The organism is Pseudobythopirellula maris (genome assembly GCF_007859945.1).
In the GTDB taxonomy this organism is placed as follows: domain Bacteria; phylum Planctomycetota; class Planctomycetia; order Pirellulales; family Lacipirellulaceae; genus Pseudobythopirellula; species Pseudobythopirellula maris.
Genome location: NZ_SJPQ01000002.1, coordinates 685,236 through 709,383 on the forward strand (window position 1 = coordinate 685,236; position 24,148 = coordinate 709,383).

A 24,148-nucleotide genomic window follows, 5' to 3' on the forward strand; every position below is an offset into this window, starting at 1 on the left:
TTCCAATACGAGTTGCGGCAAGCGTTGTTCAAGACCAAGAACGGCCGTACTTACCGGGCCGTATTCATGGGTCGAGGGCGATACGGCCATGATCCTGCGAGTCCGAGGCTCCGCCCAAAAGCCGCTCGGCAAGAGAGACCTATCGCTTGAGTAGCCCTCACCGAGATGGCTGTTCGTGACATTGGAGGGCGATGCACCGGTTCGATCGCCAACGCAAGCCGGCTGCGTGATCGGCGCGCCGCCGTCACTCCGCCGGCAGCGCGTCTTCCGTGCCGTGCGATTCGGAGCCGGCCAGCGCGGCGTCGATCTCGTTGCGGGTGTCGGTCTTCTCGCGCTTGCGCAGGTAGAGCTTGATCGGCACCTCGCCGAAATCAAACTCGTCGCGGAAGCGGCTCAGCAGGTAGCGGCGGTAGGGCTGCGTGAACGCGGCCGGCTGGTTGCAGAACAGCACGATCGTCGGCGGCTGCACCGCCACCTGCGTGGCGTAGTACACCTTCGGACGGCGGTTCTGGTGGAGTGGCGGCGGGTTGTCGGCGATCGAGTCGCGCACCATGCGGTTCAGCCGGCCGGTGCTCACCCGTGCGCGTGACTGCTTGAAAAGCATCGAAGCGTGGTTGAGCAGCGCCTTCATGTTCTTGCCAGACTGGCCGGTGATGAAGGCGATCGGCGCGTAACGCATCGTGCGGAAGTTGTCTTGCAAGTACGTGACCCACTTGCTGGTGGGCATCGTGTCGGCCAGCTGGTCCCACTTGTTCACGACAAAGATGCACGGCTTGTACTCGTTCGCCACGTAGTCGGCGAGCTGCTTGTCGACGCGGCTGATCTTCTCAGTGCAGTCGAGGAACAGCAGCACCACGTCGGACCGGCGGATGCTGCGCTGGGCGCGGTGGGCGCCGTAGAAGTCCATGTCGTGCTTCTGCTGCGCCTGGCGGCGACGCAACCCGGGGGTGTCGATCGCCACGAACGCGCGGTCGTCGAGCTCGAACCGAACGTCGACACTGTCGCGCGTCGTGCCGGGAACCTCGCTGACGATCATCCGCGGCGCCTTCACGAGCGTGTTGACGAACGTGCTCTTGCCGGTGTTGCGGCGGCCGACGATCGCCACGTGCATGTCGGGCTCGTCCGGCTCGTCGTCGCCGAGGTCGTCGATCGGCGGCGGCAGAAGCTCGGCGATGCGGTTGAGCAGCACCGCCCGGTTGCGGTTCTGAGTGGTGCTCACCTTGAGCGGGGCGCCGTGGCCGAGCCGGTGGAAGTCGGCGGCGTGGGGGTCCACGCCCTCGTGGTCGGCCTTGTTGGCGACACAGAGGACCGGCTTGTCGAGGTAGCGCAGCTCCTTGGCCACCTCCTGGTCCATGGTCGTGATCCCCTCCAATGCGTCGGCGACAAACACCACCACGTCGGCCGAATCGATCGCGAAGCGGATCTGCTCCTCGATGTCGTCGGTCAGTCGGTCGGCGTCCATGTGGCCCATGCCGCCGGTGTCGACCAGGTCGAAATAGCGGCTGTTGTGCTCGGCGAGGTAGAACACGCGGTCGCGCGTGACGCCCGGCTTGTCGTCGACAATGGCCACACGCTTGCCCGCCAGCCAGTTGAGCAGGCTGCTCTTGCCGACGTTGGGACGGCCTACGATGGCGACTTGCGGGATCCCCATGGCGTGCCTAGGTGGTCGGGGGGTGAGGCGGGCAGAGAGTACGAGCGTTGGCGCTCGATGATTAACCTGCCCATCATACTTGGCCGCGGGCGGCGAGAGTAGCGGCTCGAGGGCATCGGGAGTCCGTTTGCGGGGCGCCGTTCGCTGGAAACTCTGGTAAGGTTGACGGCGCGGCCCCGAAAAAAGTTTTGACAAACCCGACGCACGATGTCCGAAAACGACTCCCTGTCCACCGAAAACGGCCCGCGGGTCGACCCGCGACGCGCCCTGATCCAGCGGCTCGAGGGCCTGCAAGGCGCCGGAGTGACCCACCTGCCGCGGCCCTCGGAGACGCCCGCCGCGCTTCCATCCGCCGCAGAAGCCCCCACGGCGCCGCCGCCGGCCCCCTCCCCTGCCCCGACCTCGCCACGAGAAGAAATGCCCAAACGCGCACCCGCGGCCCCCGCTATCAAGCCGGTCGAGATCTCTAAGGCGCGGACCCTGAAGGTCCTCAGCCAAGAGGTGGCCGACTGCACCGCGTGCACCGAATTGGCCGCCACCCGCACCCAAACGGTGTTCGGCGTGGGCGACCCGAAGGCGCGGCTCTGCTTTATGGGCGAGGCGCCCGGCGCCGATGAGGACCGCCTCGGCGAGCCGTTCGTCGGCCGCTCGGGGCAGCTGCTCACCAAGATCATCGAGGCCTGCACACTCTCGCGCGACGAGGTTTACATCCTCAACGTGCTGAAGTGCCGCCCGCCCGGCAACCGCAACCCGGCGCCGGAGGAATCGGCCGCCTGCCGACGGTTCTTGATCCGCCAGCTCGAGCTGATCAAGCCGGAGTACCTCTGCCTGCTCGGCGCCGTGGCGGCCCACAACCTGCTGGAGACGAACACGCCGATCGGCAAGCTCCGCGGCAAGACGCACGACTTCCGCGGCATCAAGGTGGTTTGCACGTACCACCCGGCCTACCTGCTGCGCAACCCGCCGGCCAAGAAGGACGCTTGGGAAGACATGAAGCGGCTGATGGACCTGATGGGCATCGAGCTCCCCTAGGCGAGCCCGGGGGGGTGTCGGCCGCTGGTGTTGCTAAATCGCCGCGGCGGCATCCGTGCACCTCCGGCGGCTGACGCCGCCGGCTCGCCATTTTGTCGGTGCGCCGGAACGATGGCTTGAGGCATGCCGGCAAAAATCGATGAATTCTTCGGCGACATCCGCCCCCGCGAGCTACGCCTGTAACGATTGCGCAAAGATTGCGGGCTGACCTTGCGTGTCGTGCGGGTCGCGAGTTTGGTCGTTTGGGGAAGTCGCCGTGCGACCCTGGCCAAACGCTTTTGCGCTCGGCGGGTCGTTGTTACAGTCGAAGAAGGTCGTGCGACGACCTCGCCGCACGACTTGATTCACCGACCGCTGACGAAGCCGCCCGAGCCCCTCGACGCCATGTTCGCGCCCAAACCGCACCAACCCGAATCTCATGGCGCCGATCAGGTCGATCACCTGATGCGTAACGCCGAACTCCGCAACGAGCTCGAGCCGCTCTACGACGAGTCGATCGCGTCGGTCAATGTCGACCGGATGACGACGCTCGGCGAGAACGACTTCCTCGAATCGATGCTCGCCTGGGAGCGGGCCCCGATGGCGCCGATCGCCGAATGGTTCGATCCGCCCATGCGGCTGCCGCACCCCGACTCGCTCAACCCCCAGCAGCTCAACAAGCTGCTCGGCGAGACGATCGAGCGGTTCTACGCCAAGCGGATCATCCTCGACTTTACCGACCACCTGTCGGACCGCGAGCTCTACACGCTCATCGGCCGCTCGATCTTGCCGGCCTACGAGAAGAAATTCGACCGCGGCGAGAACTTCCTCCACTGGGACTGCGCCGACACGAGCGGCGAGCCGGAGACCTGGCTCCGCTACTACGCCAGCGACGAGGAGCGAGCGATCTGGTCGGCCGAGACCGACCTCGACCCGCCGCCACGCGAGGCGCCGCCGCACCGCCGCGAGCTGCCCCAGGCGCCGCTTTAGAATTCACCACAGAGAGCACAGAGGACACCGAGAAGAGAAGAATGGGACGCGGATGAACGCGGATCTAAAGGATCGACGCGGATCAAAACACTTTTTTTGATCCGCGTGAATCCCCTTAATCCGCGTTCATCCGCGTCCCATTCTTCTTTTTCGTTTCATCTAATTTGGTCTCTCCGTGACCTCTGTGCTCTCTGTGGTAAATCCCTCGAGCGTCAGAGCAGTTCGGGCCACAGCGCGTCGCTCACCAGCAGCCCCTCGCGCGTGAGCCGCACGCGGCTCGCTTCTCGCTCGAGCAGGCCGTGGACCACGAAGCGGGCGATCGCCGCGCCGGCGAGTTCTTCGAGGTCGCGGCCGGTTTCTGCTGAGAGCTCGGCGAGGTCGACCCCCTCGATCCGGCGCAGGCCGAACACCAGCCGCTCCCTGGCGCGTTCGTCGGGGGTGAGCTCCTCGCTCTCGGCGACGGGCGACTCGCCCGCCAGCACACGCTTGAGATAAGTCGTCGTGCTGCGGTGGTTCGTGCGGCGCACGCCGCCGACGAAGCTCGCCGCGCCGGGGCCAAAGGCCCACCACTCGCGGCCGGTCCAGTAGGTCTCGTTGTGCCGGCTGCGTCGGCCGGGCCGTGCGAAGTTCGACACCTCGTAGTGCTCTAGTCCGGCGGCCGCCAGGCGGTCGATCGCCGTGAGGTACATCGAGCGCTCCAGCTCCTCGTCGGCTTGGCTCAAATCGCCGCGCCGCAAGCGGCTCCAGAAGCTTGTGCCCTGCTCGTAGGTCAGGCCGTAGCTCGAGACGTGGTCCGGGGCGAGCGCGGTGGCGGCGTCCAAGTCGGCGACCCAACCGTCGAGCGTCTCGCCGGGGGCGGCGAAGATCAGGTCGATCGACACCTGCATGCCGGCGCCCTGGGCCGCCACGACGCAGCGGGCGATGTCTTCGGGCCGGTGGTCGCGTTCCAGCCGCTGGAGCTTGGCGGCGTCGAATGACTGGGCGCCGAGGCTCAGCCGCGTGACGCCGCGCTCGGCCAGCAGCGCGAGCACGCCCTCCTCGAGGTCGGCCGGGTTGGCCTCGACGGTCCACTCGCCGCCCTCGGCGAGCGGCAACCGCTCGGCCACGGCGTCGCACAACCGGGCGAGGCCATCGGGCGAGAGCCGCGTCGGCGTGCCGCCGCCGAAGTAGAGCGTGGCGACCTGTTCAGCCTGACGAAGCGAACCGAGCTCTAGCTCGACCGCGCGCAGGTAGTCGCCCTCCAGGTCGTCACGACCGGCGACGACCGAGAAATTGCAGTAGCCGCAGCGGTGGCGGCAGAATGGCACATGAACGTAGGCCGAGCGGAGCGGTGTGGCGTGGGGCATAGACCCCTTAGCTTAGCCGGTTGGAGCCCGGCTTACTTGGCCTTCTTCTTCGCGCCCGAAGCGATGCCCTTGGCGATCACGTTGGTGGCGTCGGCCGATTTCATCTTGCTCAGCAGGATGAACGCCTCGCTCAAGACGCGGCGGGTCTCGGCGGCGTTGATCTGAGTCTTGCCCGTGTCGGCCTTGCGGGCCACTTCGTTCATGAATTCGCTGAGTGTCATGGTCGGCTTCCTTGCAGTGGGAGACGTGATGAGGAGTTCCGCAGGCGGGGGGCGGGGCCCTCGTCTGCAAGCTGTGACCACTCTACCCGTTGCGTGAAAGCGTGAAAACCTTAACGCGGAAGCAACTGGCCCCGCCCCACGGGGTTGGCTAGCCTGAAGACGGCTCACGATCGATTCCCCCGCCGCCAAGAGGCCCGCCGCCATGTGTTTTCTCCGCTACCTCGCTCCGTGCCTGATGGCCAGCCTGCTCACGCCGGCCTGCGCGCTCTCCGCCGAGGTCGATCCGGGCGGCCAAGCGGTCGAGAGCCACACGCTGCGGATCGGCGACGCCGTGGTCGTGGCCCGCGTCACCCACCGGCCCGGCGCGGTGCGAACCTACATGAATCTGCACGAGAACGAGAGCACGTCGGTCGAGGCGGCGTTGGCGGTTCTCGGCGGCGAGGGGGGGACACTTTTCCAGCTGCAGCACACGGGCGAGCGACGGATCTCGTTCCGTGTCGAGGGAGGGAGCTTCTCGGTCGATCCGAACCGCATCTTCACCCCCCGGGGCGCCCGGCTGACGGTCGAGAGCGATCCGCCCGCCTCGCAGGAGGCGACCGCGGCGGCCGCCAAGGAGACCGTGCGGTTTGGCCGACGGGTGCTTGAGCTGGCGGGCGTCGACAAGGCCGACCTTGTGATCGCCCTGCACAACAACACCGAAGCGAGCTACGGCATGCCGAGCTACCTGCCGGGGGGCGACGAGGAGTCGGCGGCGGCCGAGGTGCGGCGCCAGCGCACGGAGGACCCGGACGATTTCTTCTTCATCACCGCCGCCCCGCTCTTCGAGGCGCTGAGCGATTCGCCTTACAACGCGGTGCTGCAAGACAACAGCGAAGCGGCCGACGACGGGTCGCTGTCGGTCTATTGCGGCCGGCAGGGGATCGCTTACGTGAACGTCGAGGCCCAGCATGGGCACTTCGCCAAGCAGGTGGCCATGCTGCGGGCCCTGAGCGAAGCGATCGACGCGTGCCGGTTAAAGACCCCGAATGAAACCGGTCTGTAGGGACCGCCCTCTGCGGCGGTCCCAGCCCCGGCGGGTGAGCGTGTACCCACATCAGGGAACGCCGCGGAGGGCGTTCCCTACAGGGAGCCGGCCATGGAGAGGCCGGGTCGGCCCTGGGGAAAGAAAAAAAGTGGAGCGGAGGAGGTTCGAACTCCCGACCTTCGCATTGCGAACGCGACGCTCTCCCAACTGAGCTACCGCCCCAAAGTGCCTGAGATTCTAGGTTTACCGGCTTTCGCTGTCCAGCCGGCGAGAAACGGTCGAATGCGGAATTCGGAGTGCGGACTTCGGAATGACGCGCTGCCGCGTTGTTTCAGCGGTTCGGTTCGGCCCCTCAACTATTCCGCATTCCGCCTTCCGCAATCCGGATTCGTATCACCTTGGCGGCTTGCGGCTCAGGCCGTCGAGCATCGGCCGCATTTCCTCGAAGAAGTCCTGCACGTCGTTGAATTGGCGGTAAACGCTCGCAAAGCGGACGAAGGCCACCTGGTCGAGGTCCCTGAGGTGCTCCATGACGAGGATCCCCAGCTCGCGGCTCTCGATCTCGGACTCGAAGCTCTGAAAAACGTCGTTCTCGATGGCCGTGACGGTCTGCTCGAGTTGGCGGCTGCTGACGGGCCGCTTCCAGCAGGCGCGTTCCAAGCCGCGCTGGATCTTCTCGCGGGAGAAGGGCGCTCGCGAGCCGTCCTTCTTGATCACCTTGATGGTGGCCTCTTCGGGCCGCTCGTAGGTGGTGTAGCGGCGCTGGCAAGAAAGGCACTCACGCCGGCGCCGGATAGCCGAGCCGTCTTGGCTCGCCCGGGAATCGATCACGCGGTCGTTGTCGACCCGGCAGAAGGGGCACCTCATAGGGAGAAATATAGCGTGCCGGGCCAATACGTACAGGCGTCGGGCGAAGAGCCTCCCGCTGGTCCGCGTTTCGAGCACGGCTGCTAGCGGTGCGCGCACGCGACCAAGTGGCGTTACAATGCCGGCGGCCGGTTGAGCGGGCTCGCCGGCGCTCCCATGAGAGACGAGAGAAGCAAGGACCACACCGCTCATGCTCAGCTGCCCCCAGTGCAACGCCACGGCGCCCGACGGCGCCCTATTCTGCCCGCAGTGCGGCGCCTCGTTCGATGCGCAAGGCGACACGCCGGGCAACCCGCCCGACGCCGCCTTGGGCGACGCCACGCCGCGCGAGCGTTTCCAGCAAGCGGCCGCCTCGCGACAGTCGGACGAGGACGAGATTGAAGAAACGCTCTGGTCGGGCAGCTACTCGCCGAAGGCGATGACTAGCAAGTTGATCCTCGTGATGATTATGTGCTTGGCGGCCGTCATTCTAGGTTTATTGCTGCATCTCAGCAGCTCAGGCTGGTACTGCATTGCCATTGCGATTATGGCTCTATGGCTTATGACCGGCATCTGGTTTGTTTACCAACGCCTGAGCACACGCTACGAACTGACGAATCTTCGCTTTTTCCACAAGAAGGGATTCTTGTGGCGTACCACCGATCGACTCGAACTCATTGACATTGATGACGTGATCTATCACCAGAATCCGATCGATCGACTCCGGAACACTGGACAAATTTTGCTACTTAGTAGCGACGAGTCGACTAACGAGCTTCTTCTACGCGGAATCCGGGATGTCCGACAGGTGGCCGACATGATCGACAAGGCCCGCCGCGCCGAACGCCGCCGCCGCGGCCTGCACATCGAATCGGTATGAAGCGGGCCGTTGGCTATTGGCTGTTGGCTTTTAGCGGACGACCCCCGGTAGTCGCGACCTGAGGCGTTGCAGTCGTATCGGCCACGCGCATCTTCTTCTTCGCCGGCGGCGCCTCGTGCCGCGGCTCCCACTTCGGCTCGGTGATCTCGTCGATCAGCCCCGCGCGGAGCGATTGCTCGGCGTCGAGGTAATACTGTCGGTCCGCCGACGTGTTAAACCATTCCTCCGGCAGCTCGGCGTGCTCGCGGTAAACGCGTTCGAAGCGGGCGTACTCTTGCGCGTCGAGCGGGTCTCGCATGTCGTACGGATTCACGTGGACCGAGACCACGGCGTTGGGCGTGGCGCGGCGTTCGCCCGTGCCGGCGGCCAGCACCACGCTGCCCGCCGAGTAGCAACCACCGATCGCGGTGACGTTCACCGGCGCGTCGATCGCGCGCATCGTGTCGACGATCGCGAACGCCGCGTCGAGCCAGCCTCCGCTGGTCGAGAGACGCAACTCGATCGGCGCCTTCGGGTCTTGCTGATTGAGGAACAGCAGCCGCTCGGTGACGTGCCGCGCCACACGCTCGTTCATCGCCTCGGTGACGAGGATCGTCCGCGCGAGGAGCAGGGGCTCGTCGGGATCGAGCTCCGAGCGGTCGAAGCCGCTCTCCGTGACGATGTCGACCAGCGAATGGATCGCCGTGTCGCCCAGGTTCTCCACGCCGCCGGCGTACTCGGCCGCCTGGTACACCAGCAGGGCGACCAACGCGAACATCGCTAGGCAAGCCGTGGCGGCCATGCCGACGATGAAGAGCACGAACGTGAGCACCAGCTGGGTGAAAGGCTTCATCGCGAGCGAGGGGCAGGGGAGGGCGGGTCGTGCGGGGGCGGGGGAGTGGGCGAGTATAGCAACTCGCCCGATGGCCCGGCGAGCGATACACTCTCTCGGGTGTCTGACCCCGCCCCCCTCACCACCGACGCCCGCCGCGACGCCGCCCTCGCTTGGCTGTACGGCCGGATCAACTACGAGCACTCGGCGCCCATCCCATACAGCGAGCAAGGGATGAAGCTCGACCGCATGCGCGAGTTGCTCCGCCGTCTCGGCGACCCGCACAAGCGGCTGCGCACTGTCCACATCGCGGGGACGAAGGGCAAAGGCTCGACGGCGGCGATGGTCGCCTCGGCGATACGCGAGGCGGGGCTCAAGGTGGGCGTTTACAGCTCGCCCCACCTCGAGCGGTTCGAAGAGCGGATCGCCGTCGACGGCGAGCCGTGCCCGCCCGGCGCCTTCGCCGATTTGGTCGACCGCGTCCGCCCGGTAGCCGAGGCGATGGACCGTGAGAAGGAAGGAGGGGGGCCGACCTACTTCGACCTCGCCACCGCGATGGCGATGCTCCGCCTGGCCGACGAGCGGGTCGACGCGGCCGTGCTCGAGGTCGGCCTCGGCGGTCGGCTCGATTCGACCAACGTCTGCCTGCCGGCTGTCTGCGTCGTGACCAGCATCAGCCTCGATCACACGGAGCAGCTCGGCACGAGCCTCGAGGGAATCGCCCGCGAGAAGGGGGGGATCATCAAGCCCGGGGCGCCGGCCGTGAGCGGCGTGATGGCGCCGGGGCCACGCGAGGCGATCGCCGCGATCGCCGCTGAGCAAGGATGCCGGCTGTGGCAACGGGGCCGCGACTACGCTTTAGAAGCCAGCACGGATGGCTTGCGGTTCACGCGCACTCTCGCCGGCGGGGGCGTGGAAACGATCGATGGCGTCACGATCGGTTTGCTTGGTGAGCACCAACAGAGCAACGCCGCCGTGGCGCTCGCCGCCCTCACCGTGCTGCGCGACGTTTGGGCCGCGAGCGAGCCCGAACTCGCCGCCGCCCTGACGCACGACGCCCTGCGGAGGGGGCTCCAGCGGGCGCGGCTGGCGGGGCGGGTCGAGTGGCTCGCGCCCGTCGATCCGGCCCTTCCGCGCGTTGTGATCGACTGCGCCCACAACGCCGCCTCGGCGGCGGCGCTCGGCGACGCCCTCGCAACGCTCGAGCAAGAGGGCCGCTTCGCCGCCGATCGCCGCGTGCTGGTGCTCGCGGTGAGCGGCGACAAGGACGCCGGGGCGATCGCCCGTGAGCTGGCGCCCCGCTTCGACCATGTGGTCGTCACCCGATTCGTGGAGAACCCGCGAGCGATCGCCCCCGCCGAACTGGCGAGGGTCGTGCACGCCGTGGCGGCGAGCGGGGCAAAAGTCCACACGGTTGACGAGCCGGGCGAAGCCTGGCGGCGGGCGAACGAGCTGGCGGCCCAGGACCACGACGCCCCGGAGGCGGGAGCGGGCGTCGTCGTCATCGCGGGCTCGTTCTTCCTCGCCGCCGAGCTGCGGCCCCTCGTGTTGCGTGAAACCTCGCCAGTTCAGGGCGATGCGCCCGATGCGTGACGGCGGTGTTTGACGCTAAGCAGTATCGATGCGATCCGTTGCGGGTCGGTTCATCCGGCTCGGTTCAGATGCCCCAGCCGTAGGCGTCGTTCGCTCCGGTGAGCATCAGCTCTTTCTTCTGCGTGGCGGTCTGCTGCGAGCTGCCCGCCGCGAGATCAAAGCGGCGTTGAGCGCGGGCCGCCTTGGCTTCGGCGGCGTGTTCCTCGCGGACCTCGTCTTGCAGCTTCGAGACCAGGCCGCGGATGTACGGGTCGGCCCACGGCAGCAGGTCGCTCGGACGGACCCGGGTGGCGGTTTCGACTTGGCCCGAGGCGCCGGCGTGGGCGACAACTTCGGCCGAGCCATCGGCGACGGGGAGAGTAACAACGAGGCACTTCACTTTGCGAGCGGCGACCATGGCGATCCTTCACTTTCTTGAAACAGTTTGAACAGATGCTTGATGAGTAACGTGCGGTGTCTCGGACGAAGCGAGACAGCGGCTCCGGTCGCTCAAGCCGTGCTGGGGGTGGCCTTGTGCGTCGCCGGGCGCCGCCGCCGCTCGATGAGAGGGCGGCAAAACGTCCGCGGCGAGTCGTTCGGCATCACATCCCTGCCGACTCGCCGGCTCGGAACAACAGGTCCCGAACGAGAGAACACTATTGCAGCCGGCGTGCCAAAGCCGCGCATCCGGGCCATTGAAAAAACCGCCCGGAGGTGGCCGCGAGGCCTTAAACCCCTTGGCGGCAAGGCTTTGGCCACGCCGACGAGCGTGCGAAGCGAGCCCGTAGAAACCTCGCCTTCCCCGGCGGCCTTGTAGCCCTTGCAAAAACGAGAGTAACCGGATGTCACTCTGCGGGAGATGGCGAAGAATTGTCGGCGCCGGGCGCCAGCAACAGCTCGACTGCACGAGCGAGCGCCGGGTCGCGCGCCAGGGACGCCGGGCTTTCGGTTTGGTCTGAGGCCTGCTCCTGCGGCGTCTCCTCGTCCTCCTCCAGTGCGGCCTCCTGGGTGGCCTCCTGGGTGGCTTGCTCCGCCGGCTCGGCTTCGGCGATCAGGTCGCGACGCTGGCGCCACTCGAACCAGGCGATCATCTCTTCGGGCGTTTGCTCGATGGCGCCCTCGGCGTCGGGCTTCACGCCCCACGGCTCGTCTTCGCCTTGGCCCACGGCCCGGTGGATGTTCACGCCGCTCGGGCGCCAGTAGCTGGCCGAGGTGAGCTTCAGCAGGCTGCGGCCCGACTCGAGCGACAGCAGCCGCTGCACCGTCCCCTTGCCGTAAGAGCGCTCGCCCACGACCCGCGCCCGGCCGTTGTCTTGCAAGCTAGCGGCGACAATCTCGCTGGCGCTCGCCGTGTTGCGATCGATGAGCACGACGATCGGCAAGTCGGTGAACGGCCCGTCGCCCCGGGCGGCGTAGGCGTCTTCGACCTGGCGGTCGCGTCCGCGTGTCGTGACGATCGGCGCGCCGTTCTCGAGTAGCAACTCGCACACCCCCACGGCCGCGTCGATCGCGCCGCCGGCGTTGTGCCGCAGGTCGAGCACCACGCCCGAGATCTCGGGTTCGCCGTCGCTGCGCTTCGTGAGATCGCTGAGCACCGTGCGGAGTTCGGCTACCGTTTTGGCGCCAAACGAAACGATCCTCACCAAGGCGATGGAGGGCTCCCCCTCGAGGCGGTAGACCCATTCTCCGCTCGGCAACCGCTGGTCGCCGGCCACGCTGGGAAGCTCGATCACCTCGCGCACCAGCTTCACAGCGATCAGTTCGTCCACGTCGTCACGCTCGATCGTCAGCACGACCGGCTCGCCCGGCACGCCGCGCATCCGGTCGAGCACGTCGATCATCGACATGCCGAGGGTCGGGGCGCCGTCGATCGCGACGATGCGGTCGCCCCGGCGGACCAGCGAGCGGTAGGCGGGAGAGCCGGGCACGGGGGACTCGACCACCGTGAGCCGCTGCGGGTCGCCGTGAAGCTTGATCCGCACCCCCACGCCGCCGAACTCCTGCGCCATCTCGGCCAGCAGCGGCTCGGCGATCTCCGGCTCGACGAAGGCCGAGTGCTCGTCGCCGCGTCGACGCAGCACGTCGACCATGCCCGCCACGGCGCCCGCCATCAGTTCGTGGTCGCGCGGCTCGTCGAGCCCCCACTCGTCGATCATCGTGAACCCTTCGCTCACGTAGCGAGCGTACGGGTTGCGTTCGACCCGCGAGCCGCACAGCAACGCGGCGACGATGGCGAGGAACAAGACGGTGAGGTTGCGACGCGACATGCGGTGGGACGACGGGGTAGGAAACGGTACAGAGGCGGAGGCCTCTAGTATCGGCTGCCCGGGCCCGGACGGCAAACGTGCCCCCCCAGCCGCCACGGCGCTGAGGGCCCGTTCGCACGGTCAGTCGAGCGGCCGCACCAGCAAGTTCTTGAAGTAAACCTTGCTCGCCGGGTCGTGGCCTTGCAGGGCGAACGTGCCGTGCGAGATCAAGCGGCCCGGCTTGCCCTCGGGGGGAGTGTGGTCCTCGGGCTCGGTGAAGTCGGTCGTCACCTCGCCGTTGACCCGCACGACGATCCGCTTGCCACGCACCACAACGTGCTGCGTGAACCACTCGCCGTCTTCGTGCGGGGCGTCGTCCATCACGTCCTCGATGGCGTACAAGCCGCCCGTCTTGCGGGCGTCGCCGTGCGTGGCGTTGACCTGGACCTCGTAGCCCTTCACGGGCCAGCCCTCTTCTTGGTACTCGGTGTGGAAGTACATGCCCGAGTTCGAGCCGGGAGTGGTCTTCACGTCGCACTTCCACTCGAAGTCCTTAAAGTCGGCGCCGCCGACCGGGCCCTCGTAGAACAGGTGGCTGCGCGGCCCGTGGACCACGATCACGCCATCCTCGACCCGGAAGGTCCCCTCGTTCTCCGAGGCCCGCCAGCCGGCGAGGTCTTCGCCGTTGAACAGAGAAACCCAGCCCCCCTCGCTCTCGGCGTGGTCGGCCGCCGGTTCGGCGGCAAGGCAATCGTGCGGCGCCAGCGCAATGTGCAGCACGAGCGTGAACAGGGAATAAGGCAGCACAAGTCGACGTGGCATGGGCGGCAACCCGAGAGTTTGGTGGAAACAGCGGTGGGAGAAGCATGGCCGCAGGCGGAGCGCCCGGCCCGCTGCATCGTAACCTCGCGGCGCCCGCAAGTGAATCTTGCCGAGAGCCGCGGCCGCTCAGCGGATCACGCGCAGCCGCAGGATAAAGCAGACCCCGATCATCGAGCCGCCCACCACGCCGTAGAACGCCCGGGCAGGCAAGCCGGCCAGCGCCATCAGCACGACCGACGCGCCAACCACCAGCAGCATCGTGACGAGCGACTTGGTCTTCACGCCCCGCCGCACCGCCCGATAAAGCCGCCAGTCGCGCAACAGGCCGCCGAACGTGCGGCTCCTGAGGAGTGTCTCGTGAAGCTCGCGCGACGAACGCAGCAGGCAGTAACTGGTGAGCAACAGGAACGGGGTCGTCGGCAAGCCCGGCATCACCACGCCGATCATGGCGAGCACGAACGTGACGGCGGCGCCCGCCAAATAGAGCCACCTGCGCCAGCCGACCGCCATCTCCGGCGCTCGGAAATACTGCTCCATGCCGGTCTTCGGATCGGTCCAGCAAAGGACCTCCGGCGGGTCCTCAGACGGCGCCGGTATCAGCCTGTCGGCGTCGAAGGCGACCGACCGGCTGGGCTCGCTGTGACTGCGGACCCGCACGCCGCCGCTGCGAGTGTCGATTTCCACGCTGCGCAGCTGCTCGTCCGAGAGCATCCACTGCACATATTCCAGCCTTTGCTGGGGGTTCGACTCGGCGCCCAACGGAGCGGGCGCGGCGGGTGGCGGCTGCGTGAAACGCTTGGCAGAGAGGGTGGCGTTGGTCGATTTGGTCGAGATCGCCGTCATCCGCTCGGGGCTCGGGTTGCTGGCCGAAGCCTGCGGGGGTGTCGAGGGGTGGGGGTCCATTACCACGCTAGGCCCCGTGGAGGGCTCCTCTAGGGATCGGCGTGGGTGGTCGCTAAACGATCGAGCAGTTCCCACACTCGGCGTCCTTTGGCCAACTTAACGTCCTGCGGCAGCGCAGTCTCCCGCCTAGCGGGAACAACTGATGTAATCGGCTCAAAAGGCCGATAATTGACAAAGTTGACAAACATAGTTAACATTCGGTCCGTAGAGGGCGTATTCCCCGGGCCTTTAAGGCCATCCTTTCGTTAGCAGCCACCCCGACGACCTGAGTCAGCCCAAATCCGATGAGCACCGCCCTCAACCACCGAACGCTCCACAACGCGGCCCATGGCGATTCAGCCCCCCCGGCCGTCACGGACCGGGCGGCGCCGCCGTCGCAAGAATTCTTGGACGAGTTGGCCGCCGCCAGCGCGAGCCTCGAGGGCTCGACGCCTGAGGAGATCATGCGCTGGGCCCACGAGACTTACGCCCCGCAGCTCGCGATGGGCACCGCCTTCGGCCCGGAGGGCTGCTTGCTGCTGTCGATGCTCCCGCAGCAGGCGCCCGACACCTACGTGTTCAATCTCGAGACCGGCTACCAGTTCCAACAGACCTTGGACCTCAGGGACCGGTTCGCTGAGAAGTACGGCGTCGAGGTCGACCTGCTCAAGCCAGAGCTGTCGGTCCCCGAGTACGAGGCGCTGCACGACGGGCCGCTCTACAAGACGAATCCCACCCAGTGCTGCTTCGACCGCAAGATCCGCGTGTTGCAAAAAGCCGCCGAGGGGCGGCGGGCTTGGATCGTTGGCTTGCGCCGTGACCAGGGGCCCACTCGCGCCAATACGCCGATCGTCGGCTGGGACAAGAAGTTCGGCCTGGTGAAGATCGCCCCGCTGGCGGCCTCGACCAAGAACAAGGTGTGGTCGCGGATCATCAAAGAAGATGTCCCCTACAACCCGCTGCACGACCAAGGCTACCCGAGCATCGGCTGCTGGCCCTGCACGCAGAAGGCGGGCGCCGATGGCGACGAGCGCGACGGCCGCTGGGCCGGCACGGGCAAGACCGAGTGCGGCCTGCACACCGAGCAAGACGGCAGCGGGATTTAGAGCAGGCGTGGGGAGAAAGGCGAGCAGGAGATTCCGGCTCCCCCTACCCTGCCGGCTCACCAGCTTGCTCCCCTTTCTCCTTTCTCCTTTCTCCTTTCTACCACCTATCTACTCTCCCCATGCTTTCCGCCAAGACCGAGTACGCCTGTCTCGCGCTGCTGCAGCTTGCGGCCGAGCACGGCAGCGCGCGGCCGGCGCCGCTGCGGCGGCTCGCGGAGGAGGGCAGGATCCCCGAAGGGTTCCTCGTTCAGATCTTGCAGGAGCTCAAGCGGCTGGGGTTCGTCGTCAGCACCCGCGGGGCGTCGGGCGGCTACCGGTTGGCGCGTGACCCGGCGGAGATTACCGTCGGCGACGTTTACGAGGCGTTGCAAGACCAGGGCGACGCCCGCAGCAACCTGCCCGAGCCGACGCCGCTGGCCGAGCAACTCGGCTCGCTCTGCGCCGAGGCCCAGCGGGCCCAACGCGCCTGCCTCCGCGGCGTTACTCTGGCCGAGCTGGCCGAGCGCTGCGGCTCGCAAGCCGAGGCAATGTGGTACATCTAACGGAGCCGCGTTTAACGGAGCCGCGACACCGCACGCGATAAGCCGCTGCACGCGACTACGCGTCCCCGGCCTCGCGTTTGAAACGGTCTCGAATCGGGGGAAGCCGCTTTGCCGGTCTGGTATGCTGGGGGTCTCGTCACTTCCGATCACCCCAGGGGCTCCCGGGCGATGCGACTCTTTCTTGCGGCTCTGCTTTACTCCGTCGGTTTCACGGCTGTAGCCCACACGGCTTCCTGCTGCTTGGCGGCCGACGCCGAACCAACCGCGCGGGTGCTGTTCGTCACGCAGAGCACGGGCTTTGTTCACAGCACGGTCAATCGTGGGCCGAACCCTCTCTCCCACGCCGAGCGTGTGATGAAAGAGATCGGTGTCCGCAGCGGCCTGTTCCGGGTCGATTGCACACAAGACGTGGCCACCGACTTCAAGCCCGAGTTGCTCGAGAACTACGACGTGGTCGCTTTCTACACCACCGGCGAGCTGCCGATCCCGGTCGAAACCCGCGAGTGGTTCCTCAACGAGTGGCTCGCCGAGCAGGGACACGGGTTCCTGGGCATCCACTGCGCGGCCGACACCTACGGCGAGTACGAGCCGTACTGGGACATGATCGGCGGCACGTTCGACGGCCACCCCTGGACCTCCGAGGCGACGGTCTCAATACGCGTTCACGAGGATCACCCCGCCACGGCGCCGTGGGCCGCGGCGGGCAAGTCGTTCGTCATCACCGACGAGATCTACCAGTTCAAGAACTGGCAGCCCGAGAAGGTGCGGGTGCTGATGAGCCTCGACATGGCGGCGACCGAGCTGAAACGCCCACGCCACGTGCCGGTCTTGTGGGTCAAGAACTACGGCGAGGGCCGGGTGATGCACATGAGCCTCGGCCACCGCGAAGACGTGCTGTCGAACCCCACGTACCAAGACTCGCTCATCGGCGGCGTCGAGTGGCTGCTGGGCCGTGTCGACGCGGACGCCACGCCCAACCCGGAGCTCTCGGCCCGCGAACAAGAAAAAGCCGAGACCGCCGCGGCGGGCGCTGGCGGCTGAATCAAGCTGTGGGAGGCGTCTCCGACGCCGATAGCGGGTTTTCAGCCGAGTCGGCTCGCGGCGCGTGATCGCGTTCGGAGCCCCCTGCCACATCGTTACGCCCGCTATTCTTATCTCACGGCTGGCTTGCACCGTTGCCATGCGGCTAGAATCGCTGCATGACGCCCGAACCTTGGCCCGACGCCGTCGACTCGACCGCGATACTGTACCTGGCGGCAGTGCTGATCGGCCTGCCGGCGGCCGGCTACGTGTTCGCCGTGCTCGACTACCGGGCGTACCTCCGTTCGCTCAAGCACGCATTGGTCGTCGTGAGCGGCTACATGGGCGCGACCCCTTACTGGGCCCTGCGGGACCGGCCCGAGTGTCTCCGGGAATTCGGCCTCACCGAGCCCGTAACGCGTGAAGAGGTGTACGCCGCCTACCGACAACGCGTCAAACACGCCCACCCCGATCGCGGCGGCGACCGCCGCGAGTTCGACCGCCTGCAGCAGCACCTGCAAGACGCGCTGCGGCTGGCAAGCGACGCGGTGTGAATCTTTTTTGAACGAAAAACCCAAGAGGGGCTCGCGCGGCCAAGACGAGTTGTCCACCCGCTACGAGGCGATCCTCGACAAATGGGAGCAACAGGCCGATCGCTTCGACCGGGTCCTCGAACGCTGGGAGGCCGAGTGACGCCGCGGGCTGCGGTCTCTTTGATTGCCTCCGAGACGCACGACAGCGCCCGCCGCGGGATTGTTTGCTACCGCCGTCGCCGGGCGGCATAATGGCGTTTCCGGCCTCAGGCCGTTGCTCTCTTCTTCAGCCGTGAGTTCTCTTTGTTGCTCCGCCGACTCTTGCTGTGCGCCACGTTTGCACTCCCTGTTGTGAATGCGGTGGCGTGGGCCGGTGCGGCCGATCACGTCATCCAGATCAGCGTCGACGGCCTGCGACCCGACCTGCTCCAGACGCTGATCGACCGAGGCGACGCCCCCAACTTCCAGCGGTTCCAGTCGGAAGGGGCTTGGACCAACAACGCCCGCACCGACGCCACCGACGCCACCACGCTGCCGAATCACACCACCATGCTCACCGGCAGACCGGTGTCGCGTCCGCCCGGCATGCCGAGCCAGACCGAACACGGCTGGGACGTGAACGCCGGCCCGCCGCCGCCGACCCTCACGCTGCACAACCACACCACACCAGAGTATTACAAGGCGAGCACGTTCGACATGGCCCACGACGCGGGGCTCTCGACCGCCCTCTTCGTGTCGAAGCACAAGTTTGTCATCTACGACCAGAGCTACGACGAAACCAACGGCGCCGACCACGCCAACGGTCGAGACAAGATCGACACCTACGGCGGCCACAACAACATCTTGACGATGCAACGCCAGCTTCTGGACGAACTGGGAGACAACCGTTTCAACTACACCTTCGTGCATTACGACTACCCCGACCACGCCGGGCACCAGTACGGGTGGGGGTCCGATGGCTGGAACGAGTCGGTCGTCTGGGTGGATGGCTACCTCGGCGAGTTGTTCGACCTGATCGAGAACGACCCCGTGCTGAACGGCGTGACCACGATCGTGCTCAGCGCCGACCACGGCGGCACGGGCAATAGCCACAGCGACTTAACCAAGGTGACCAACTACCGGACGCCGTTCTACGCCTGGGGCGCGGGGGTCGGCCGCGGCGACCTGTACGCCATGAACGACCTCACGCGCGTCGACCCCCTAGAAGCCCACCCCGGCTACGACGCGATCGGACAACCGATCCGCAACGGCGACGGCGCCAACCTGGCGCTCTCGCTGCTCGGCCTCGGCCCGATTCCCGGATCACTGATCAACGCGTCCCAAGAGCTCCGCCTCGCCATCCCCGAGCCGGCCTCGATCGGCCTGCTGATCGTCGCCGCGGGGCTCGGCGCGACGCGCCGGCCCCCCACGCGACGCCGTCAGTAAGTCCGGCCGATCAGCCAACCGGCTGAGACCGACACTCCAAGCCGACCCGCTGCGTTATCGGACGACCTTCTTGAGAAAACGGGCGCAACTTATTTCGAGAGTCGCGCCGCGAACGCTCTTAAAAAAAAATTTGGCCGCGCGGGCGGCGTTGCTAGTCGGCGGAGTTGCTAGTTAGCCGTCGCTAGGCGCTAGTTGGGGCTTCGGCGCCGACAGCTATTGCCTAGCGCCTAGCAACTCAGTACTCGTTCGCCTCGGCCTTGCCGCCCAGGTCGACCGTAGCGCCCTCGGCCACCTGGCGGACCGTCTTGTCGGCGATCTCCGCTTGGAGCTTGGCGATCGCCTCGTCCAAGGGGCTCGCGCCGAGGTCGCCCTCGATGCGGTCGCGCACCGTGACGGTGCCCTCGTCGCGGTCCTTCTCGCCGACCACGAGCATGTAGGGGATCAGTTCGAGCTGGCCCTCGCGGATCTTGGCGCCGAGCTTCGAGCCCTTGAAGTCGCCCTCCGCCCGCAGGCCCTCGGCCTTGAGGCGAGCGAGCACCTCGCGGCCGTACTCTTCGGACTTCTCGCTGACGGTGAGCACACGCACCTGCTCCGGCGCCAGCCACAGCGGGAAGGCCGCGGCGAAGTGCTCGATCAGCACGCCGATAAAACGCTCCATCGAGCCGAGCGGCGCCCGGTGGATCATCACCGGCCGGTGCGGCTGGTTGTCGCGGCCGGTGTATTCCAGCGCGAAGCGTGATTCACTGGGCAGGTTGTAGTCGAGCTGCACCGTGCCGAGCTGCCACTCGCGGCCGATGCAGTCCGTGACAACGAAGTCGGCCTTCGGCCCGTAGAACGCCGCCTCGCCCGGCTCGATCGACACGTCGGGCAGGTCCATCGAGTCGCACACCGCTTTGAGCTCGGCCTCGGCCTTGTCCCACACCTCGGCGCCGCCGACGTACTTTGTGCCGTCCGGGTCGCGGAAGCCGAGCCGCACGCGGTAGTTGTCCATGCCGAGCGACTGGAGCACGCCCTGGGTCATCTCGAGGCAAGCGCGGAACTCGTCGGCCACCTGGTCGGGGGTGCAGAAGATGTGGGCGTCGTCCTGGCAGAAGCCGCGCACGCGGGTCATGCCGCTCAGCTCGCCCGACTGCTCGTAGCGGTAGACGGTGCCGAACTCGGCCAGCCGGACCGGCAGCTCGCGGTAGCTGCGCGGCTTCGACTGGTAGATCATGATGTGGTGCGGGCAGTTCATCGGCTTGAGCAGGTAGCGCTCGTGCTGATGGGCCCAATGGTCGAGCGCCGCGGCGCGCTCTTCGGCGCTGGCCGCGGGGTCGTAGTCGCCGTCGAAGCCGAGCGTCTTGGCGGCGGCGATGAGCTGCGCCTCTTCCTGGTCGGTGAGCGACGCCTCTCCCCCCTCGCGCAGGCGATCGACCAACGCGTCGATGAGCTGCCCCGCCTCGTGCTCGCAAAGCACCGGGAACTGCGACTCGCGGTAGTAGGGGAAGTGGCCCGAGGTCTCGTACAACTCCACGCGGCCAACGTTGGGCGTGTAAACCGCCTCGTAGCCGCGGCGGCGGAGTTCGACCTTCAGGTAGTCCTCCAAGGTCTGCCGGATCACGGCGCCCTTGGGCAGCCACAGGATCAGCCCCGAGCCGACCTTCTGGTCGATGGCGAACAGCTCGTGTTGGCGGCCGAGCGTGCGGTGGTCGCGCTTCTTGGCCTCTTCGATCTGGGCGAGGTGCGCCTTGAGCTCCTTCTTGTCGAAGAACGCCGTGGCGTAGAGCCGCTGCAGCTGCTCGCGCTTCGCGTCGCCCTTCCAGTAGGCGCCGGCGATCGAGAGCAGCTTGAAACCTTTGCCGATCGAAGCGGTGGTCGGTACATGCACGCCGCGGCAGAGGTCGATGAACTCGCCCTGGCGGTAGAAAGAGACCTCTTCCTCGTCGCCGAGGCCCGTGCCGAGGTGCTCCACCTTGAACTGCTGCTCGAGCTCCTCGCAGAGGGCGATCGCGTCGGCCTTGGGCTTCTCGAGCCGCTCGAAGGCGAGGTTCTCTTTGACGATGCGGGCCATCTCGGCCTCGATCTTGGGGAAGTCGTCTTCGGAGATCGGCTCCTTCAGCCGCATGTCGTAATAAAACCCGGCGCCGGTGGTCGGGCCGAACGCCAGCTGAACGCCGGGGTGCAGCCGCATCACGGCCTGGGCCATCACGTGGGCGCAGCTGTGGCGCATGATCGCGAGCGCCTCGTCGTCACGCTTTGTCAGGAAGCGGACCGCCGCCTCGCCCTCGGCGGCGAGCTGGTGGCTCAAGTCGCGGGCCACGCCGTCGACTTCGGCCGCGATGGCCGCCTTGGCCAGCCCGGGGCCGATCGCCTCGGCGATCTCCAGGCAGGTGACGGGCTGGTCGAATGTTTTCTGATTCCCATCAGGGAGCTTCACCGTGAGCATCGGGCGGGTCGTTTCGGTCGGTCTTCGCGGCAAGGAAATAAGCAGGATGCAGGCAGCCCGCAGCCAGAATCGAGGGCCAATCCGAAGGACATGGCCCCGCCGAGCAGGCTCAGCAGCCAGACAAGCCAGGAGTATAAGGGGTTCCCTGCGGGGCGCGAACGCCGCAACCCGCGGGCAAGTACCGGCTTAGGGCTAAGAGCGCCTCAACACCGGCCCGAAATATGCGGCTTGCCGCCCCGGCCAACACAGCAGCCTGCTTCGGTCGCCACCCTGAAATGTCGACCATGGCAAGATAGGAAGAGATTGGCGACTGGGAGGAAAGTCTCAATTCGAGGATTTTCTCTGGAAAAAGTCTTGTACGGCTCGTAGCGCCGCTGCATCATATACCCACAAGGGCACATCAGCTGCGCAAAGCGAATGTGGTGGAAAGCAGTCCGCCAGAAACGCGCCGCCCGTGCTCGAACAGCTGCTAGAAATGCTCCCGGACATATTTGCATCAAGCACACGCTTTTCTTAAGGGCAGTCTAATGAAGCTGAACACCCTGATTGGCTCCTTCGCTCTTGCGATGGCCATTTTTTGTGCGCCCACACTAGCTGGGACCATCGAGATCCAGTTCACTGGCCTCAATCTCACCTACGATGGCTCTTCCATCGTTGATTCGGCAGTTGGCGCCGATCCGCTCACGACCGTTAGTCTGAAAGAAGACAGCGTCGATTTTGGCGGCTCTCCCCTCCAAACGCCCGCCGACGCAATCAGCCTCGAGCTGGCGATCCCCGGAGTGACGAACATCCCCGTCGGCGGCGGCACGGTTAACAGCGCCGTGGGCGGCTCTCTCATGCTCAACCTGCCGAGCGGCGATCACGTCTCGCTCGACCTCGACTCGGTCGCCGTGACCTATGTCGACCTCTCTGGCACGATCCGCTTCGCGTTCGGCGGCTCGATCGCCACGATTGACTCGCAACAGCTCCCCAGTGGCGCCATGCTTGGCGATCCGGTTGCGGTCTCGTTCTCGACCCGTCTCGACGCCGGCTCGCTGACCGACGACGGCACGTACATCACCGGCTTCACTTCGCGTGGGACCGGCGAGATCGAGGGCGAGCTCGTCCCCGAGCCGACCACCGCCGCGCTGGGCGCCTTGGCCGCCCTGTTCGCCGGCGCCGCCGCCATGCGGTTCCGCCTCGGCTGAGCCCGATCGCTTCTGACTGCTCCCAAAAGAGCGGCGCCCATGCGGGCGCCGCTCTTTTTTTGCGCCTGCGGTTTTAGCTGGGTGGCCACGCGTGAGAACCGATTCACCGACAACGGGGCCTGCTGGCGGATGGCGTTCGAGCGTGAGAGGGCGAATAGGAGCAGGTCGTCCAAGCGGGAGCTGTGCGTCGTTTCACCGCGACCGACGGCGAAGCGCGCTACAATGGCGTGGATGCGAGACGAGCCAATTCGATCGATCGCGCACGCAGGAGTCGCGGCCGCCAGTGTCTGAGGGCCCTGCCGATGGTTCGGCCGCAGGGAGAACTCCCTCACGCATCGGGCGCTCGGCAGCCCTGGCCTTCGGCTGGGGGGCGTGCCTGCTGGGCACGTTGTTGATTGGCCGCTACGGCTCGTGGGGCCACGGCATCTGCGGCGCCTGGGGCTGTGGGCCCCCGATCGAAGCGTTGGTTTCGGTCCACGCCTTTTGGCTGGTTCTGCTGACGCCGATGGCATGCCTGGCGGCGACGTTTGTCCCGGCTAGTGCGAATCGCACGGATGCGTAGCGTGTGTGGCGGTTTGATTCGACGTCGATATGGCGAAAAAAACGCTACGGCTAGCGGTAGTGCGATCTAGCGTGGCGTGGCGGGTCGGGCTCGGCTTCGCGTGCCTGGGCGTGCTGGCTACGGTCGCTCTCGGGGTGGGCGACGCACTGCAATGGATGACGACAGCGGGCGATCCACCGACCGACCTGGTCGTGCGACGCGGCCTGTTCGCGATCGCCACCGCGGTGGATCGGCCGCTTCTGCAATTCGCCGCAGCCGGCGCCGCAGCGGCGCTCTTCGCAAGGTTCCGCCAGCAATCGCTCAGCTGATGGGCGAGTTGTTGCGTTCGATCAATGCGCTGAGGTACAGCAGCGAAGGGGTGCGGACCGGCTGGCTCTTGATGCCCTTCATCGCGGCGGCGAGCACGTCGCGGCGGCTGACCTGGCCGAGGAGCTGACCCTGCTCGTCGACCACCGGCAGACGCCGCCGGTTGGTGAGCAGAAAGACCTGAGCCACCGAGAGCAGCTGCGTGTCAGGCTTGATGGTCTCGGCGTCGGCGTCCATGAACGAGCCGACATTGGTCGCCGGCAGCTGCTCGTACGCCGCGTCCAAGAGCACGTGCATGCTGCAGTGCTCGGAGAAGATGCCGAGGTACTGGCCGCGATCGCCACACACCGGGGCGCCGGAGATGCGGTTCTTCAGGAGCAGATCAATCGCTTGGAAGACATCCATCTCGGGACGAAGGGTCACGAGCTTCTTGACCATGAAATCGCGCGCTGTGATCGACTGCATCACCGGGAACCTCCGCGTTTGCTTTTTGAGAAAAGACCCGCACGCCTAAGAAGACGAGGGGGGAACAAACCCGAGGCTACCGCCGATCGCCCGCGGCTTGAACGTATTCAAGTGTAACGCGAGTAACGCGGAGGCGCGCCTGCGAACTTGCCGCAGCGCGTCAGAAAGTCAAAGGCTCGTGCCATCTTTCACAAAGCAAACTCGACGCATGCTATCGCCATTTAAGACTCGGTTTCTCGGGTAATTTGCGCGGGCCGCCTCTAGCTTAAAGCGCA

At 66.5% G+C, this 24,148-nt stretch carries 24 protein-coding genes and 1 tRNA gene; 13 read left to right on the plus strand and 12 right to left on the minus strand.

The genetic code is table 11. From position 1 onward, the window contains the following. Positions 1–244: 244 nt before the first annotated feature. Entirely contained in the window at positions 245–1,651 is a 1,407-nt protein-coding gene (der, locus tag Mal64_RS10490; protein ID WP_146399852.1) for a ribosome biogenesis GTPase Der, read from the minus strand. A 207-nt stretch (positions 1,652–1,858) separates the two neighbouring features. Here der and Mal64_RS10495 point away from each other — a divergent pair, with 207 nt between their 5' ends. Continuing rightward, positions 1,859–2,683, plus strand: a complete 825-nt coding sequence (locus Mal64_RS10495; RefSeq protein WP_146399854.1) for a uracil-DNA glycosylase — start codon at positions 1,859–1,861, stop codon at positions 2,681–2,683. Positions 2,684–3,067: 384 nt separating this feature from the next. Further along, positions 3,068–3,652 carry a hypothetical protein gene (locus Mal64_RS10500; protein ID WP_146400847.1) on the plus strand — a complete coding sequence of 195 codons (585 nt, stop codon included), beginning with the start codon at positions 3,068–3,070 and terminating at the stop codon, positions 3,650–3,652. A gap of 212 nt (positions 3,653–3,864) precedes the next feature. Here the strand turns inward: Mal64_RS10500 and hemW are convergent, their stop codons facing one another. Beyond that, positions 3,865–4,998: a radical SAM family heme chaperone HemW gene (gene hemW, locus Mal64_RS10505; protein ID WP_146399856.1), complete on the minus strand. Its 1,134-nt coding sequence runs from the start codon at positions 4,996–4,998 to the stop codon at positions 3,865–3,867. Positions 4,999–5,030: 32 nt separating this feature from the next. Beyond that, entirely contained in the window at positions 5,031–5,219 is a 189-nt protein-coding gene (locus Mal64_RS10510; protein WP_146399858.1) for a hypothetical protein, read from the minus strand. Positions 5,220–5,421: 202 nt separating this feature from the next. Between Mal64_RS10510 and Mal64_RS10515 the strand changes: the two genes are divergently transcribed. Further along, positions 5,422–6,261, plus strand: coding sequence for a hypothetical protein (locus Mal64_RS10515; protein WP_146399860.1), 840 nt, complete (start codon positions 5,422–5,424; stop codon positions 6,259–6,261). A 131-nt stretch (positions 6,262–6,392) separates the two neighbouring features. Here Mal64_RS10515 and Mal64_RS10520 read toward each other — a convergent pair. Beyond that, positions 6,393–6,465: transfer RNA gene (locus tag Mal64_RS10520), tRNA-Ala, on the minus strand. A 171-nt stretch (positions 6,466–6,636) separates the two neighbouring features. Next, entirely contained in the window at positions 6,637–7,110 is a 474-nt protein-coding gene (gene nrdR / locus Mal64_RS10525; RefSeq protein ID WP_146399862.1) for a transcriptional regulator NrdR, read from the minus strand. A gap of 190 nt (positions 7,111–7,300) precedes the next feature. Between nrdR and Mal64_RS10530 the strand changes: the two genes are divergently transcribed. Next, complete coding sequence (locus tag Mal64_RS10530) at positions 7,301–7,969, plus strand: PH domain-containing protein (protein ID WP_146400849.1); 669 nt, start codon at positions 7,301–7,303, stop codon at positions 7,967–7,969. Positions 7,970–7,982: 13 nt separating this feature from the next. Here Mal64_RS10530 and Mal64_RS10535 read toward each other — a convergent pair whose 3' ends face one another. Continuing rightward, positions 7,983–8,801 (minus strand): ClpP family protease, encoded by an 819-nt coding sequence (locus Mal64_RS10535; protein ID WP_146399864.1) that lies wholly within the window; start codon positions 8,799–8,801, stop codon positions 7,983–7,985. Positions 8,802–8,900: 99 nt separating this feature from the next. On the opposite strand from Mal64_RS10535, the gene Mal64_RS10540 reads away from it, so the two are divergent. After that, a complete protein-coding gene (locus Mal64_RS10540; protein WP_146399866.1) occupies positions 8,901–10,373 on the plus strand; it encodes a bifunctional folylpolyglutamate synthase/dihydrofolate synthase in 1,473 nt (490 codons plus the stop codon). A 64-nt stretch (positions 10,374–10,437) separates the two neighbouring features. On the opposite strand, the gene Mal64_RS10545 is transcribed toward Mal64_RS10540, so the two are convergent. The 4 genes from Mal64_RS10545 to Mal64_RS10560 form a co-directional block, all read right to left on the minus strand. Then, on the minus strand, positions 10,438–10,770 hold the full coding sequence (locus Mal64_RS10545) for a hypothetical protein (RefSeq protein ID WP_146399868.1): 333 nt from the start codon (positions 10,768–10,770) through the stop codon (positions 10,438–10,440). A 427-nt stretch (positions 10,771–11,197) separates the two neighbouring features. Further along, positions 11,198–12,619 (minus strand): S41 family peptidase, encoded by a 1,422-nt coding sequence (locus Mal64_RS10550; RefSeq protein WP_146399870.1) that lies wholly within the window; start codon positions 12,617–12,619, stop codon positions 11,198–11,200. A gap of 120 nt (positions 12,620–12,739) precedes the next feature. Then, positions 12,740–13,420, minus strand: a complete 681-nt coding sequence (locus Mal64_RS10555; RefSeq protein WP_146399872.1) for a 3-keto-disaccharide hydrolase — start codon at positions 13,418–13,420, stop codon at positions 12,740–12,742. Between the two features lie 126 nt (positions 13,421–13,546). Beyond that, complete coding sequence (locus tag Mal64_RS10560) at positions 13,547–14,323, minus strand: YbaN family protein (RefSeq protein WP_146399874.1); 777 nt, start codon at positions 14,321–14,323, stop codon at positions 13,547–13,549. A 284-nt stretch (positions 14,324–14,607) separates the two neighbouring features. Between Mal64_RS10560 and Mal64_RS10565 the strand changes: the two genes are divergently transcribed. The 6 genes from Mal64_RS10565 (at position 14,608) to Mal64_RS10585 (ending at position 18,928) form a co-directional block, all read left to right on the plus strand. Next, positions 14,608–15,408: a phosphoadenylyl-sulfate reductase gene (locus tag Mal64_RS10565; RefSeq protein ID WP_146399876.1), complete on the plus strand. Its 801-nt coding sequence runs from the start codon at positions 14,608–14,610 to the stop codon at positions 15,406–15,408. Between the two features lie 119 nt (positions 15,409–15,527). Further along, a complete protein-coding gene (locus tag Mal64_RS10570) occupies positions 15,528–15,950 on the plus strand; it encodes an RrF2 family transcriptional regulator (protein WP_146399878.1) in 423 nt (140 codons plus the stop codon). Positions 15,951–16,118: 168 nt separating this feature from the next. Beyond that, positions 16,119–16,991: a ThuA domain-containing protein gene (locus Mal64_RS10575; RefSeq protein ID WP_146399880.1), complete on the plus strand. Its 873-nt coding sequence runs from the start codon at positions 16,119–16,121 to the stop codon at positions 16,989–16,991. Between the two features lie 158 nt (positions 16,992–17,149). Then, positions 17,150–17,524 (plus strand): hypothetical protein, encoded by a 375-nt coding sequence (locus tag Mal64_RS10580; RefSeq protein ID WP_146399882.1) that lies wholly within the window; start codon positions 17,150–17,152, stop codon positions 17,522–17,524. Between the two features lie 7 nt (positions 17,525–17,531). Next, positions 17,532–17,663, plus strand: coding sequence for a hypothetical protein (locus Mal64_RS20280; RefSeq protein WP_261342188.1), 132 nt, complete (start codon positions 17,532–17,534; stop codon positions 17,661–17,663). 146 nt (positions 17,664–17,809) lie between these two features. Beyond that, complete coding sequence (locus Mal64_RS10585; protein WP_197525644.1) at positions 17,810–18,928, plus strand: alkaline phosphatase family protein; 1,119 nt, start codon at positions 17,810–17,812, stop codon at positions 18,926–18,928. Positions 18,929–19,163: 235 nt separating this feature from the next. Here Mal64_RS10585 and thrS read toward each other — a convergent pair whose 3' ends face one another. After that, positions 19,164–21,353: a threonine--tRNA ligase gene (gene thrS, locus Mal64_RS10590; RefSeq protein ID WP_146399886.1), complete on the minus strand. Its 2,190-nt coding sequence runs from the start codon at positions 21,351–21,353 to the stop codon at positions 19,164–19,166. A 527-nt stretch (positions 21,354–21,880) separates the two neighbouring features. Here thrS and Mal64_RS10595 point away from each other — a divergent pair. Continuing rightward, on the plus strand, positions 21,881–22,540 hold the full coding sequence (locus Mal64_RS10595) for a hypothetical protein (protein ID WP_146399888.1): 660 nt from the start codon (positions 21,881–21,883) through the stop codon (positions 22,538–22,540). 621 nt (positions 22,541–23,161) lie between these two features. Further along, the gene (locus Mal64_RS10600; protein ID WP_146399890.1) at positions 23,162–23,410 is read left to right on the plus strand and encodes a hypothetical protein; all 249 of its coding nucleotides are present in this window, start codon (positions 23,162–23,164) and stop codon (positions 23,408–23,410) included. Here the strand turns inward: Mal64_RS10600 and Mal64_RS10605 are convergent. After that, positions 23,403–23,873, minus strand: coding sequence for a CBS domain-containing protein (locus tag Mal64_RS10605; protein WP_146399892.1), 471 nt, complete (start codon positions 23,871–23,873; stop codon positions 23,403–23,405). The genes Mal64_RS10600 and Mal64_RS10605 overlap by 8 nt on opposite strands. Between the last annotated feature and the right edge of the window lie 275 nt (positions 23,874–24,148).